The organism is Glaciecola sp. 33A (assembly GCF_002836745.1).
Classification (GTDB): Bacteria; Pseudomonadota; Gammaproteobacteria; order Enterobacterales; family Alteromonadaceae; genus Glaciecola.
On record NZ_PJAR01000029.1, the window covers coordinates 1 to 15,349 of the forward strand.

The 15,349-nt window shown below is 40.9% G+C and carries 13 protein-coding genes; 6 read left to right on the forward strand and 7 right to left on the reverse strand.

The genetic code is table 11. The features are described 5' to 3' along the window. Nucleotides 1-190: 190 nt before the first annotated feature. The 3 genes from CXF81_RS04590 to CXF81_RS04600 form a co-directional block, all read right to left on the reverse strand. The gene (locus CXF81_RS04590) at nt 191-838 is read right to left on the reverse strand and encodes a hypothetical protein (RefSeq protein ID WP_101180198.1); all 648 of its coding nucleotides are present in this window, start codon (nt 836-838) and stop codon (nt 191-193) included. A 255-nt stretch (nt 839-1,093) separates the two neighbouring features. After that, entirely contained in the window at nt 1,094-1,243 is a 150-nt protein-coding gene (locus CXF81_RS20610; protein WP_101180258.1) for a DUF2845 domain-containing protein, read from the reverse strand. Nucleotides 1,244-1,379: 136 nt separating this feature from the next. Next, complete coding sequence (locus CXF81_RS04600; protein ID WP_101180199.1) at nt 1,380-2,594, reverse strand: site-specific DNA-methyltransferase; 1,215 nt, start codon at nt 2,592-2,594, stop codon at nt 1,380-1,382. 369 nt (nt 2,595-2,963) lie between these two features. Between CXF81_RS04600 and CXF81_RS04605 the strand changes: the two genes are divergently transcribed. Continuing rightward, the gene (locus tag CXF81_RS04605; protein WP_101180200.1) at nt 2,964-3,437 is read left to right on the forward strand and encodes a 1-acyl-sn-glycerol-3-phosphate acyltransferase; all 474 of its coding nucleotides are present in this window, start codon (nt 2,964-2,966) and stop codon (nt 3,435-3,437) included. Nucleotides 3,438-3,488: 51 nt separating this feature from the next. Here CXF81_RS04605 and CXF81_RS04610 read toward each other — a convergent pair whose 3' ends face one another. Then, nucleotides 3,489-4,607: a zinc-binding dehydrogenase gene (locus tag CXF81_RS04610; RefSeq protein ID WP_101180201.1), complete on the reverse strand. Its 1,119-nt coding sequence runs from the start codon at nt 4,605-4,607 to the stop codon at nt 3,489-3,491. A 348-nt stretch (nt 4,608-4,955) separates the two neighbouring features. Here CXF81_RS04610 and CXF81_RS04615 point away from each other — a divergent pair, with 348 nt between their 5' ends. Further along, complete coding sequence (locus CXF81_RS04615) at nt 4,956-6,086, forward strand: succinylglutamate desuccinylase/aspartoacylase family protein (RefSeq protein WP_101180202.1); 1,131 nt, start codon at nt 4,956-4,958, stop codon at nt 6,084-6,086. 36 nt (nt 6,087-6,122) lie between these two features. Here the strand turns inward: CXF81_RS04615 and CXF81_RS04620 are convergent, their stop codons facing one another. Further along, entirely contained in the window at nt 6,123-7,250 is a 1,128-nt protein-coding gene (locus CXF81_RS04620; protein WP_101180203.1) for an alanine--glyoxylate aminotransferase family protein, read from the reverse strand. A 236-nt stretch (nt 7,251-7,486) separates the two neighbouring features. Here CXF81_RS04620 and CXF81_RS04625 point away from each other — a divergent pair, with 236 nt between their 5' ends. The 3 genes from CXF81_RS04625 (at nt 7,487) to CXF81_RS04635 (ending at nt 13,081) form a co-directional block, all read left to right on the forward strand. Beyond that, nucleotides 7,487-9,622, forward strand: a complete 2,136-nt coding sequence (locus CXF81_RS04625) for a S9 family peptidase (protein ID WP_101180204.1) — start codon at nt 7,487-7,489, stop codon at nt 9,620-9,622. Between the two features lie 280 nt (nt 9,623-9,902). Further along, on the forward strand, nt 9,903-11,039 hold the full coding sequence (locus CXF81_RS04630) for a PotD/PotF family extracellular solute-binding protein (protein WP_101180205.1): 1,137 nt from the start codon (nt 9,903-9,905) through the stop codon (nt 11,037-11,039). Further along, complete coding sequence (locus CXF81_RS04635) at nt 11,036-13,081, forward strand: EAL domain-containing protein (RefSeq protein ID WP_101180206.1); 2,046 nt, start codon at nt 11,036-11,038, stop codon at nt 13,079-13,081. The genes CXF81_RS04630 and CXF81_RS04635 overlap by 4 nt, the downstream gene beginning before the upstream one ends. 12 nt (nt 13,082-13,093) lie before the next feature. On the opposite strand, the gene CXF81_RS04640 is transcribed toward CXF81_RS04635, so the two are convergent. Further along, entirely contained in the window at nt 13,094-13,909 is an 816-nt protein-coding gene (locus CXF81_RS04640; protein ID WP_101180207.1) for a sterol desaturase family protein, read from the reverse strand. Then, on the reverse strand, nt 13,906-14,157 hold the full coding sequence (locus CXF81_RS04645; RefSeq protein WP_101180208.1) for a hypothetical protein: 252 nt from the start codon (nt 14,155-14,157) through the stop codon (nt 13,906-13,908). The genes CXF81_RS04640 and CXF81_RS04645 overlap by 4 nt, the downstream gene beginning before the upstream one ends. A gap of 100 nt (nt 14,158-14,257) precedes the next feature. On the opposite strand from CXF81_RS04645, the gene CXF81_RS04650 reads away from it, so the two are divergent. Then, the gene (locus CXF81_RS04650; RefSeq protein WP_101180209.1) at nt 14,258-15,274 is read left to right on the forward strand and encodes an AraC family transcriptional regulator; all 1,017 of its coding nucleotides are present in this window, start codon (nt 14,258-14,260) and stop codon (nt 15,272-15,274) included. Nucleotides 15,275-15,349 lie beyond the last annotated feature (75 nt).

Here is a 15,349-nt window from a genome sequence, read left to right on the forward strand (position 1 = left end):
TTACAGTTTTTAATCTATTATTTACGTAATTAAGCACATTTTAAAGGATGCCTAGCGCATCCTTTTTAACATATTTCATGTTCTTGTTGGTCATTACATCCCCAAAATGCATTCAGGGTCAGACGTCGTCCTGTTACATTTAATGACTCAAGCCTTGTGCGTTCGGGCCAATCTTGCGCGGCAGTTAATGCTACTTATTATCGAGTAATGCCTGGGCTTCTTGTTGCCAAGTAGTAAACCCTCTGATTTTTTCAAACGGTTTTAACGACTCAGTCTTACTTGCTGGAATGTTGGCTAGATCTTCAAGGCTGGTAAAACCTGCATCAGCAAGCTTTTGCTGGATCACCGGACCAATACCCTTTATTGAAGCAATAGTTGGTGCCTTTTGCAGTGTTTTTGACTTTGTTGTTTTTGCTACCGTTTTTGATTTTTCGGTGCTCTTATCATCCACTTTAACCGTGGCTTTTTTCGAGGTTTTTTTTGTCGGCTTTACAACATTATTAGCTTTCAGATGAAGCTTTTCAACCAGTTCTGTTGGCAATTGGCCAATTATTTTATCTTGTGCTTTGTGCACAGACTTCATTCGTCCGTCAAACTCATTGTGCAACTGAGCCAATTTTTTATGGTAGTTTTTATCAATTTTTTTAATTAACTTACCTGCAGTTTTGCCTGTATCTTTACTCAAGGCTTTAACCTGAGACCGTAGTTCGTCGACTTGCTTTTGTAGTTCTTTTTGGCCCGACTTCAGCTTGGCATTGATGTCTTCAAGCATGCTTTTGTCTTTTACTTTGTCACTTTTCACTTTCTTTTTTGCTGGATCTTGATTTTTTTTTGACACTTTAATATTCTCCAAAGCTATATGAGTCCAAGGACTTCGATTGTTAATCTCGATACAAAGATAGCCTATGTTTGCTTTACCTGCCTAGGCTAAGACAAATCTAAATGACTTTCTTACTTTTGTCCTTTGCTTGGCGATGCAAAAGCAACACGACTGTGGGCCAATACAATGTAGTCTACCGACAAACAATATGCATAATTTTGTCACCAGTCAATTACGTTTTAATTTAGCACTGAATTATTGTATGCGATCGTATTAACGTTTAACTTGACCAAGTAATTCCGAATCAAATGGTTGACCGCATATTAGTTCAACTTCAATTGTTGTGTCTCCCTCATTTACGATTTTGTTGCCGCACCTTAGAAAACATCGGCTTTGAGAATGGTCGAGCTGATAGAAAATAATGCAATAACGATTAGAAGTTTAAAGCTATAGCTGTTTTTCATAGATATTCCATCTTATGTTGATTGATGAAATGTAATAGATATCTCAGACCTTTTTCAACTCAGTCCAGTCTATCCACTATAGCGGTATGCAGATTCTACTCATACCTTCGCTTAATACTAAGTTCAACCGTTGCAATTACATGAATATTAGCGCTTATATCTTGTTCCTGTGTATCTTGTTTAGCCTCAGCGCTATATTCATCTTGTGCTAGCTGAGTCTGTATTAAAAAACCCATTTTTGATGCTTTAACATTCATCGCGTTACGTAGTAATTGTTTAGCCTGTTGCAGCGTTTCTGCCTCTTTTTGTACTTTCACCAATACTGGCGCACCGTGATGATGTTCGACCAATATGGCATCAATACCTTGGTTTCTATGCACCGGATTATAAGCAATATCCGCTAAGCATTGTAACGCTTGTATATTTGCGTTTTCAAAAGCCTTACGGCCTTTTTGCATTAACGTAGATTGGGTTTTAACTGGCTTATCTAGTCTTGTTTGCGACAGTTCGATAGCATCTTCTGACTGGTCGATACCAATGTATTTTCTGTTCGCTAAACTTGCTGCTACGCAGGTCGTTCCGCTGCCACAAAAAGGGTCTAATACAAGGTCATTTTGATTAGTAACAAGTGCAATAATTCGTTCCAATAGCAGCAACGGTTTTTGGGTTGGGTATCCCACCCGCTCTCTTGCCTTTGGATTCAGGTAAGGAATATCCCAAACGTCACTTAAGGGCACACCTTGCTTGGCATCGGCCTGTTTAATACTACCTTGTTCGTCGCGAGCGTAGATAGATTTGTTGTGCTTATCGCGGGTTCGTCTTTGCAATATTTGGTCGAGATTGGTTGCCTCTGAATAAGGCATAAAAACTTTGTTGAAGGTAAAGTCGTGCGTTTTACTATAAAAGTAGATGTTTTGATGGCTTGGCAAAAGCCCTTTTTTAGCATTGGACCAGCGTTTGTATTGCCATATAATTTCCGATTGGAAATACTCAGAGCCAAACACATCATCAAGCACACCTCGAACAATATGATTAGCCATTTTGTCACAGTGCACAAAGATACTGCCTGTATCTTTTAATAAATCTCGCATTTTTAGGATCCGTTGGTGCAAAAACTCAGCATAGCTAGACTTTTGCTTCCAAGTATCATCAAAACTAAATTCTTTGGTCCGCTGCCGATTTTTAAGCTTGTGTTTACGCTCAGTAAAAAACGGGGGGTCTAAATAAATCAAATCAACCGATGAATTGGCAATTTCATTCATTTTTTGTAGACAGTCACCTAGCAATAACTGGTTGGTCGTGGTGGTCATTGTAGGTGAAGTTCTCCGCTGGTCCAAAAGATGTAACGCTACGCAAGACACATGTTACCCATGGGCCTGATATACAAGCAAGCATTTTAAAAAGTTGTTTATGCAAAATTAACTCACTATGATGGAAGAATGAAAACAAGTTGGAACGCAGCTTTATGAAGCCTAGGTTAATGAAATTTGAAGTGCTCATTGCAAGCAACGTTGGTGTCACTTTCAACAAGAGGTGTGTAAGTTATTAATAACTCAATCACTGATAATCCGAATAGTCCGCCGCAAGGGGGTAATAAATTCACAGGATGGCTTGGTGACTCACTGCTCAGTATCACCGGCTGGAAGTTCGAAGGAGAATTACCACAGCACCCTAAACTGGTGTTAGCTATTGCACCACACACCTCAAACTGGGATTTCTTTTTAGGTGTCACCTTGTTGTTTGCCCTGCGAATCAAAATCCGTTTTTTAGGAAAGCACAGCATTTTTGTACCCGTGGTCAAACAGTTGCTTGAATTAATTGGGGGCATACCTGTTAACCGAAAATCAGCTCGCGGTGTGGTTGGTGAAGTAGTGAGTCAATTCAATGCACAAGAGAAAATGGTTTTAGCGGTTGCTCCTGAGGGAACTCGTTCTCCTAAATTTCCTTGGAAAACCGGTTTTTTAGCCATTGCACATCAAGCAAAGGCCCACATTATATTAATTGGCTTTGATTATGAGCGCAAACGCATTGTGTTTGGGCCTGTATTTTTGAGTCAAGGTAATTTCGAGAACGACATGCAAAAGGTATATGGTTTTTTCTCTACAATCACTGCCAAGTACCCTGAAAATGTGGTTTTTCCGAAAGACAGGTAATGCTATGAAAAAGGGCTTCAATTGAAGCCCTCAAAAATTGGCCACCAGAACTTACTTAGACGGATTAATTAGGAATTTTTCACCCGTCTTCTTTGCATTATAGCGCGCAATATTTGCAGGCTGCATAGCCTCTTCTAAGCTAATTTCGTCACTAAAATCGAGCGCAAAAGTAGTGTTGATTTCATCGGCCACTCGTTTATGCATAGCCACTACTTGGGTAATTTCTAACTTACCTAAGAAACGCATTAGCAACCATCCGCCAATTCCCCAAGTCATGCCATACGCTCGGTTTAAGACACTCGGCGAGAAGTCCAGTCCACCGTAAATATAAACTTGTTTATTTTGCGCTGAACCATAGGTATTAAAGCCCGTTGCGTCTTTACTTCCAACCGCTTCCATTGCCGTTAAAATATCGCTCACTACCGTACCGCCACCAATTGCGTCAAACGCGAGCGTCGCACCCGTCGCATTGATGGCTTTGTATAAATCCTTCTGAAAGTTTTCAGCGCTTGAATTAACAACATACTTTGCACCCAACGCTTCCAACATATCGACTTGTTCTTGTTTACGAACAATGTTTACCAAATCAACCCCGGCTTGAATGCATATTTTATTCAGCATAATGCCCAAGCTCGACGCTGCCGCAGTATGCACTAATGCCTGATGACCTTCTTGACGCATCGTCTCAACCATACTGAGGGCAGTTAGTGGATTGACAAAAGACGATGCCGCCTGTCTTGGCGTTGTACCTTCATTATGCACAATGCAAGCTTGAACTGGTACACAGCAATATTCGGTATAGGTAGCACCTGAAAGGACGGCAACCGTTTTACCAATTAACGCTTGGGCCTGAGGGCTATCACCAGCGGCGACGACAGTTCCCGCACCTTCATTACCGATTGGTAATGTTTGATCTAGGCGTGGTTTTACTTTTGATAACATACCTTTATGTAACGGTGCTTTAAGTGTTTTACCGTCATCAGAAAAGCTCGCTGCACGTAAGTCAGCTGGACCAAACATTGGCCACATATCGGATGGGTTAATCGGTGCAGCTTCAATTTTAACAACAACTTCGTGAGGTTTTGGCTTAGGTACATCAACTTCTACTAATGAGAATGAAAGTTCACCCTTGGATGAAATGGTACTAAATAGCTGTTTTGATTTGGTCATTTGAATTTTCCTTTTAAACGTTGTTAAGCCGGTTGTTGTTTACTAGTGATAAAGCTTCTTTTTGAAGAGTGCAGCTTGTGGCTGTTTATATTTATAGCCATATTGACGCTGTATTCATCACCCTTTTCACAAAAATAAGGCACAGAAATGCGCTGATATCGTAGTAAAAAAATAACATGCTGAAATGGCGCTGGCTAGTCAAACAAAATGTTATATGACTATCACCAAAATCAATTTCAATACTGAACTTTATAACGCTGCGTAATTGGTGAATGATTTATAAAGCCTTGACTAAGCAGGGCACTATTTTACACTGAGGGAATGCTTCCTTCAGAACGTTTAAGTCTAATGTCATCATTAAAAGTAAAGTTTTCTAAAGAATATCTTGTGGTCGCACAAAACGTCTCAGGAAGAAATTTGAACGTACCCGTGTATAAGTTTGTCAGCAATGTGCCCGGCCCCAAAGTGTATATCCAAAGTTCAATACACGGTGCCGAAGTTCAAGGAAACGTGGTCCTGCTTCATCTTCTCAAAGAACTCCAAGGTGCGCCACTGCGAGGAGAAGTTACGTTGGTTCCCAACTGCAACCCAGTCGGTAGTAATTTAAAGTCAGGAGAGTATACATTGGGGCGTTTCGATCCGGTTAACGGCCAAAACTGGAATAGAGCCTACCACTACAATAAAGAATTAATTTCTGAATTTGCCGATAAAATAAATCCTGATATGGATATCAGTGAATTGAAGCAAGAATATCGCAGCAGACTGAGAGTGTCGATTGAAGAAAGGTTAAACAATGAATGGGGACTGGGACTGGCCGAGTGTTTAAACCTAAAATTGCAACTCATGGCACTAGAAGCGGATATCGTTTTAGATCTTCACAACGGACCTGTTTCTACTCGACATATTTATGTTCCTGAGTATGCCAGAGAATCAGCTAAATATTTCAATATTCCGCATGTAATCTTAATTAATAACGTATTTTCTGGGGCTTTAGATGAAGCCACATTTTGTCCTTGGTGGTGTTTAACGGAGTCCTTGATAGAGCGCTTTCCTGATTCCGAGTGGGACTTTGGGATTGAAGCGTTTACAGTTGAAATGGGTTCTCAAGAAGTCATCGATTTTGATGCCGGCAAGGCCGATTCCAAAGGGATCCTTTCATACTTATCATACAAAAAATGTTTTGAAACGCCCTTACAAAAGCCCGAAAATATAACACGTTATGGCGTCTATCTAAGAGACTATAAGATAATGTACAGCCGTTTTGGTGGGATGGTCGAATATGTAGCAAAGCCAGGGCAGTTTATTAAAAAAGGTGAATTGATGGCGCAAGTGCTTAACATTGATTTACTTGATGATGAGCAAGCCATTAGTTTTGTCAAAGCACCATGTGATTTAATACCCATATTGCACTTTCCATCGGCCAGTGTGCTAGGTGGCACACAATTGTATAAGTGTTTTACCAATTACTTTGAAATTTAATTTTAAGCAAATGAACCCAGCTATTATTCTGCCTAATTAGCGTCTAAGAACCGACGTTAATGCGTTAACGCAGTAATCGACATTCTTTCTATTGCTGCCATGTCCCATTAAGCCTATACGCCAAGCTTTTCCAGCTAGTTCACCTAAACCGGCACCTATTTCTAGATCGAATTCATTGAGTAATTGAGCTCGGGTTTTAGCATCTTCAACCCCATCAGGAATACCAACCAAATTAAGCTGCGGTAAGCGGTAGGTTTCTTCAACTATAAACTCAAGACCTATATTTTCTAGGCCCGCTTTAAGTGCCAAGTGCATATCAGCATGACGCTGCCAAGCTGCTTGTAACCCCTCCTCGTGCAAAATCCGTAACGATTCATGCAAGGCATATATGCTATTTACGGGCGCAGTATGGTGGTAGGCACGCTTTCCGCCTTGACCCCAGTAGGCCATAACGAGCTCCATATCTAAGAACCAACTTTGCACCTTGGTTTTACGGTTTTTAATAACATCAACGGCTTGTTGGCTAAATGAAATAGGAGATAAACCAGGTACACAAGATAGGCATTTTTGCGTGCCTGAATAAATAGCATCTACTTGCCATCCGTCTACGTCAAGGTCAATACCGCCTAGAGATGTCACCGCATCGACTATGGTCAAGCAGTCGTATTGCTTTGCCAATGCGCACATAGCCTTTGCATCGTTACGCACACCGGTTGATGTTTCTGCATGCACAAAAGCAACGGCTTTGGCATCAGGATTGGCTTTTAGGGCGTCTTCCAATTTATGCAGGTCTGTTGGCTTACCCCAATTGTCTTGCACCATAACGGCGGTTGCACCACAACGTATAGCGTTTTGCTGCATACGGCCACCAAACACCCCGTTTTGGCACACTATTACTTTGTCGCCAGGTTCTAATAGATTAACAAATACAGATTCCATTCCAGCAGAGCCAGGAGCAGAAACAGGCATTGTTAGCTGGTTTTCAGTTTGAAAAGCGTATTGTAGTAATAATTTCACTTCATCCATTAATTGGATAAATGCAGGATCTAAGTGCCCAACCGTTGGACGAGATAGTGCGTTTAATATACGAGGGTCGACATCTGAAGGGCCCGGACCCATCAATGTTCTGAAAGGTGGAATAAAAGTAGTAAATTGGGCTTTCATAAATAACCTACACCTTATTTTTTAATGTATGAACCATGTTACCTTGATCCTCTTATCTAACAAGGTCTTGATAGCCGGAATAAACAAAATGAATAGTAACTTAGCAAAAATAGTTGGCAGTCAATCAGTGATCATTTATGGTCTAGGTATAATTATTGACAATAACAGCCAGCATGTAAAAAGAGGCCATTAAGCCGCCTTGGATGCATACAAACAGTTTAGGGATAGTAATAATAATGAAGCTAAGCATTAATGCAAAGGCAGCAAGGCATACTGCAAAAAAACCACAAACGTCTTTAACATATTCAATTATAGGAAGTTTACTTTTACTAAGCGCCGCATTTTCTGCGAGTGTACTACACGCAAAAGAAGCACAGCCCGCAGCTTCTGTTAGCAAAGAGCTAAACGGTATCGCACATCCTCACTTTCAAGCAGAGGATATTTTTGAGCTTGAGTACGCGGCTGATCCTCAAGTGTCACCGAACGGCCAAGATATTATTTACGTGCGACGATCAAATGACATTATGACCGACAGCACTCGCTCCAGCTTATGGATTGTTGATGCTAATGGTGAAAGCCATCGTCCCATTGTTTCCTCACAAAAGAATCATTATTCTCCTCGCTGGTCGCCCAACGGTAAACGTCTAGCGTTCGTTTCCGATTCAGAAGGAAAACCACAACTTTATGTGCGATGGATGGACACGGGTCAAACAGCCCTAGTTACCAACGTAGCCTCTTCCCCATCATCTATTGCTTGGGCACCCGATGGTAAAAGTATTGCGTTTACCATGAATGTTAAGTCGGACGAAAAACCATTTAAAGTGAACATGCCAGAAAAACCTAAAGGTGCGCAGTGGGCAGAACCATTTGAATATATTACCAAAGCAAGATATCAAGCAGATGGTCAAGGTGTGCTTGATCCGGTATTCACACAAATCTTCGTTGTTCCTGCGGAAGGCGGCACGGCTCGACAGCTGTCATCAGGCAACTACCATCATCGCGGTTCACTGAGCTGGGCAACTGATAGTCAACAGATCTACTTTTCAGCTAATCGTTCAGATAACTGGGAATATGAACCTGGTGAATCGGATATTTTTGCCCTCGATATGAACCGAAAATTCACTCAGTTAACCAAGGCTGCTGGCAGTGAAAACAATCCGAAGGTGTCCCCTAACGGCGAATACATAGCTTACTCAAAACGAGATGATAAAAAGTTAGCCTATCGCAATACCTATCTACATGTAATGGAAGTCAGTGGTGAAAATGATCGTAATTTGTCGGCTAACGTCGATAGTTCACTGTCTAATTTTCATTGGAAAGATAGCGCCGGGCTTTACTACCAGCAAATGCTCAGAGGTATTACACAAATTGATTTTGTAACGCTGTCGACTGCAAAGCATAACAAGGTAACTGCTGGCCTTGGCGGTACAACACTGGGAAGACCATATACTAGTGGCACTTTTGATTATGCCAGCGGTACTTTTGCCTTCACCAAAGGAAGGCACGACCGCCCTGCCGATATTTATGCGCTGCAAGGCAAAAAGCAAAAACAACTAACCCAATTGAATGAAGATTTATTAGGGCATAAAACATTGGGTGCTATTAACGAGTTTACTTACGCATCGTCAATAGACGGTGAAGAAATTCATGGTTGGTATATCTTGCCACCTGACTATGACAACACTAAAAAGTATCCTTTAATTACTGAAATTCACGGTGGTCCGCATTTGGCATATGGCCCTCACTTTTCTGCTGAGTTACAGCGCATGGCTGCAGAAGGTTATATCGTATTTTATAATAACCATCGAGGAAGCACTGGCTATGGCGAGCGTTTCGCCCTTTTGTTGCAAAACAAATATTCATCAAAATATGACTTTTCTGATCACATGTCAGGGATCGATGCGCTAATTGATAAAGGCTTAGTTGCTCCTGAAAAGCTATACATTACCGGGGGCTCTGCTGGCGGCATTGCTGCCGCTTATGCGATTGGATTGACTGACCGATTCAACGCAGCAGTAGTGGCTAAACCTGTTATTAATTGGTTGTCTAAAGTACTTACAGCCGACAGTGGTATATATCAAATTCCGTATCAATTCCCGGGCTTGCCATGGGAAGAAGTTGAGCATTATTGGGAACGGTCACCGCTGTCGTTAGTGGGTAATGTAGCCACGCCAACAATGTTAATAGTAGGGGTAGAAGATAAACGCACGCCCATGTCTGAAGCAGAGCAATATTATCAAGCACTCAAGCTTCTAAAGGTCGATACCGTGTTGGTTAAGGTGCCCGGTTCGTCACATAGTATAGCGAGCAAACCTTCACGCTTAGTGGCTAAAGTGGAGAATATTTTAGCTTGGTTTAAGAAGTATGAATAAGCGATATCTACGTATTTATACTTCGCTGGCCGCAATTGCGAAGTAGCTAGGGTCCGTAGCTGACTCAATTTATACATGTCTTGTATTATTCTTGGGTATAGAACAAGTATCTTGTGTATTTTTTCAACGCGGTGTAATGTTAAAAACTGGAAGAATTGTTGCCAACTTAAACACACTAAAAATTCGTTGTTGAGGCTTGATTGGCTTGTTGAATTTTTACTAATGTGTATAAACGTAACATCAATGAGCGCTATTTGCACCTGGGGGAGTCATTAACTTAATGTTAAGATACACCGCTCCAAAACCAATATTCAACTTGCTAGTACTCCTATTCATGCTGGTTCCCAGTCATGTGTTTGCTGAAACTAGTCACGTGTTGCGTCTTCTAGTTTGGGAAGGCTATGCGCCTGAGGCACAACGTGAACAATTTATACAACATATAAAAGATAAATATTCGGTTCAGCTTACTCTCAAGGTAGAGTACATCGCAGAAGCTGAGGATGGTTTTGAGGCTCTACGTTTAAAAAAGACGGACATCGTCAGTCCTGCGCACAACAGGATCAATGATAAACGCTTTCGAATGATTGACTCAGGGCTGTTGCTTCCTTTAAATCTAGATAATTTACCTAATTACAAAGAACTTAACCCGTCCTTCAAGCAGTTAAATCACTTAGTCAAAGATGGCGTACATTATGGTCTGCCATTTGCGTGGGGGCCTTACGGCTTAGTATACAATACTGAGATGTTTGATAAAGCGCCTGATAGCTGGAACGTGCTATGGGAACCAAAGTATCGCGGACAATATAGTATTGCTGATTATGGCGAGATTAATGTCTATCTGACAGCGTTAGCAATGGGCTATAGCGCCGCTGCTTTGGCTGATTTTGAACAACTAAATAACCCCGCATTTAAAACCAAACTCGCAGCGTTGGTGCGCAATACACAATCACTTTGGGTAGGAGTCGATACCGCAGACGATCTGCAACACAAAGCCTTAGGGTCCTCATGGGGTTTTGCACTACCTGGATTAAAACAACGAGGTGAAGTTTGGAAATGGGCTCATCCTAAAGAAGGCGTGCCGGGCTGGATTGATAATCACGTTTTGAGTAGGGAGTTGGCCTATAACCCCGTGTTAAAACGCATAGCAGAAGAATGGCTTAACTTTACCATTAGTGCCGAATTTCAAGCTCAGGTGCTAGTGCAAGGTTTAAGCACTAACCCTGTCAATATGAGAACGGTCGAATCTGCGACAACGGAGCAAAAACAAGGCTTTTACGCAAAATCGCTAAATGATCCTGAGGCAGTTATCGTCTTGATGCCTGAACTCGACCGTAAAACTCGCAACGGGATTGATAATTTATGGAATAAAGCGCTGAAGAAACGGCAAGTCGAGAGCGAGGGTAGCCATAAAAAATGACAATCAGCAAACGTCCGTTTACTGATAGCCTTTCATATACACTGGCTAAAAATTGTATTCTGGTCACTCTAATTGTTGGCTTTTTACTCAGCTTTCTGCAAATAGGTCTTGACTACCTTCGTGAGCAGGACGCTATGGAGAAATTTGCAACAGAAATTTTGGCCGCTAATCAGTTTGCCGCTGCTGACGCTTCCTTTCACTTAGACTCACCCGCGGCAGAAGAAGTAGCTAAAGGGATTCTGCAATATCACTATATCACATCCGTTAGTATCACTAATGAATCGCATGAAATACTCGCTCAACGCAGTTCTCACTTAGCTACCGATAAAAAGCATACTCAGAAATATGACATATTTGGTGAGATTAAGGAGTTTAATCACGTTCTATATTCGGCGACCGGAGAGAACATTGGTAACTTAAGCATTTACATAGATCCGGCTTTAGCCTCTGAAGGCTTCGTAGACCGTTCGCTATTGGTGCTCATTTCGGGTTTGGTACGAAATATATTAATGGCCTTCATTCTTGTTTTTGTCTTCTATCTTATCGTTACGAAAAAGGTTATCGCTGTCAGTTCTGCCCTCAAAGATTTAGATCCAAGCAACCCCGGTAATAATCATATACCTGTGCTCAATGTTAAAAAGAAAAATGAACTAGACGATTTAGGGGAAGGTATTAATCGAATGTTGAGGATTATGTCTAGTGACATTCAGGAGCGTGAACGACGAGAGCAGGATCTTTATACTAGCCAAAAAGAACTGACCTACCAAGCTAATCATGACGCATTGACTGGTTTAGTTAATCGCCGAGGATTTGAAATTTTATTAAATCAGGCGATGCAAAGTAAACAGCCTGAGTTTGTTTTCTGTTACGTCGATCTCGATCAGTTTAAGATCATTAATGACACCTGTGGGCATATAGCGGGTGACGAATTATTACGCCAAATTGGGCATCTACTCAACAGTCATATTCGAAGCAACGACGTATTAGCGCGATTGGGCGGGGATGAATTTGGTATTTTAATGCAGTCTTGCAATATCAAGGACGTCGGTTTAATCGCGCAAAAACTGATTGATCAAATTGGTCAGTATAGATTTTTTTGGGAAGGAAAATCCTTTGCAATTACGGCAAGCATTGGTATCGCGTCACTGACTCAAACAATTAAAAACACCACCGATTTACTGCGTGATGCAGATATTGCGTGTTATACGGCGAAAGATGCTGGTAGAAATTGTTTTCGCATTTATCAGGAAGGCAAATCGGACACATCGCGGCTGCATGGCGACATGGAATGGGTGAATAAAATTAATCACGCCCTAGAAAACAATGACTTCTGCCTTTACGCTCAAAAGATTGTACCTAACATAACAACAACTGAAACGGGCCTTCACTATGAAGTGCTTTTGCGCATGCTTGATGATAATGGGGGGATTATCCCACCCAACGCTTTTCTGCCGGCGGCAGAACGTTATCATCTAATGACCAAAATTGATAAATGGGTGATTGAACATCAATTCGAATATTTATTTATGCACCCAGAGCATCTTGCAGAACTGGAACTTTGTTCAATTAACATATCCGGTCCGTCGTTAACAGCGCCTGAGTTTCAGCAAACAGTAATCGATAAACTTCTGTATTATAAAATTCCGGCTGCCAAAATCTGCTTTGAGATAACAGAAACAGTGGCTATCTCCAATCTTACTGACGCCATCGCCTTTATTGATGCAATGCATGAGAAAGGCTGCCGCTTTGCTCTCGATGATTTTGGTACTGGATTATCCTCATTCGCTTACTTAAAATACCTACCAGTTGATTATTTAAAAATTGATGGTGTTTTTATTAAAGGTATCGTCGAGGACCCTATTGATTATGCTATGGTCAAGTCAATTCATGAAGTGGCGACAGTGATGGGTAAAAAGACGGTGGCAGAATTTGTCGAGAACAGTGATATCGAATTAAAATTAAAAGAAATTGGGGTTCATTATTCACAAGGATACGGTATTGCTAGACCTTGTCCGATAGCAGAATTAGCCGGCAATATGTGACGATCAATGAACCTAATGCAAAGACTGCTTCGGATTGCCAAATAGCACTTTAAATTTCGCCTTAGGGCCTCTTGCACTGAGAACACCTCTACCTAAGTAAATCCACTGATGAAATGTAATTGTAAGTGGGTTATTACTATTTATCTGCTCGACAATGCCGTATTTACAAGGTTCTGTTAGTTTTTCCTCAGTAAAAGTACCAAATAATTTATCCCAAATTATAAGGACTCCTGCGAAGTTTTTGTCGATGTAGTCCGAGTTAATAGCATGATGCACTCTATGATGTGAAGGCGTATTAAATACTTTTTCAAACCAGCCTAGCTTATTCACTATTTGTGTGTGAACAAAAAATTGATACGCCAAATTAAGCGCTACCACGGTAAATACAGTAATGGGATCAAAGCCTATTAATATCATGGGTAGCCAAAACAACCACATACCCGCGATCGGATACATTAAGCTTTGCCTAAAGGCGGTGCTAAAATTCATTTTTGTCGAGCTGTGATGGACGACATGCGCAGCCCATAGCCAATGGATATGGTGCGATGCTTTATGAAACCAATAATATAAAAAGTCTTGCACTATAAATGCGCTCATAACGGTTATGGCAGACAGTTCTATATCAAATAATCGATAATCGTGAAGCCAATAAAAAAACGGCATTAGCAAAAGCAACGCAATTGCGTCAGACGCTTGGTGCATAAGCGCAAGCACGCTATTCGCCATACTGTCCTTGATATCGTAATAGTGTCTATGCTTAATAAATTCATACGTCACAAAAAGAATAAAGATAGGACTAAGGGCGAGTAAAATAATCTCGATAGTCATGCAAGCTCCTCTTCAAACCAAATAGCTACTATGCGCATCATCGGTGCCAATAATTTGCTCTTAAATTTGGCGCTAAGCATATTGATCTCCATAGTAACGCTGTTATTACCTTTAATCTTACCTACATCTTGTCTTTTAATGACTAACAATCGCAGATTAAAAAAGTCATGTGATTTCTCATTACCGAAAAAGATATCTCTCACTTTTGGAAGTATGGTCAGGATATGCTGTTTTGAGCGTGTTGACATCGTACTTGCAACCGTGATTATTTGATAATGCTACTAGTATATAAAAATATTGCGTGGCAAACTTGTGATAACACGACCATTTTTTAGCTTTAGGCGACAAATGAGCACGCTTGCGGATCATTATTTTTCCAGTAGTCTTGATTACTTAGACACTTTGGGCCTCGACAGCCGGAAAGTGTTAGTGGCTATTAATTTTCATGAGTACAATAATGAACAGCCACGACAGCTTGCGCCTCGAATTAGTTTACGTAGCTATAATGCACTACTTGATTATGCAAAATACAGTTTAAATGAGCCTTTATTCGGTTTTAAACTTGGTCAGCAAATTCGTACCGCTGATTTCGGTGTACTGGGATATTTAATAGAATCGAGTGATAACTTAGCAAGTGCGATTTCAGCTCTTCTTACTTACGATAGTTTGGTGGCTGATATAGGAAAGGCCCAATTTGAACAGCAAGCTGATATTGCTATTATCCGATGGCTACCGGACCCAAACTGCAGTCCGCAGGTTATTTTACGTAACATGACTGCGTGGGTTAGCGTTATTCGTCAACTATTAAACACGCAGTTATCACCTAGTCGCATTTGTTTCACACAAGCATGGCCCGAGGCTGAAACAACAATACTAGCCAACTGGTTTAATTGTCCAATTGAAACCAATGCTCAATATAACCAAATTGTATTCCCTAGCAGCTATTTAACACAGGCTTTTAGAACTGATAACGCTCAAATTAACCTTGCACTTAAACAGATATCAGAGCAACAACTGTCTCGTTTTAAAAGCCAGCAATTAGTCACTGAAAAGATTAACCATTTATTAATGGCTAAAAACGAATTGGACGATTGCACATTAATACGTGTAGCAAGTGCATTGAACATGACTCCTCGAACCTTGCAGCGCCGCTTAAAACAAGAACAAATATCCTTTGCTAACTTACTAGAGCGTGAACGAAAAAGACGATCGCTACTGTATATTGGAAAATACCCTTTGAGCACAACAGCAATAAAATTAGGATTTAATGACCAAAGCTCGTTTAATCGTGCATTTAAACGTTGGTATGGACATAGCCCTTCTCACTATTTAAAAAATAAACTGATGACTATAAAACCGTTATAATAAGTCATTACGGGGCACAGATGCACACTGCTAATACGCAAATAAACAAGGCCATAGATTGCAAAAGCCGATTAC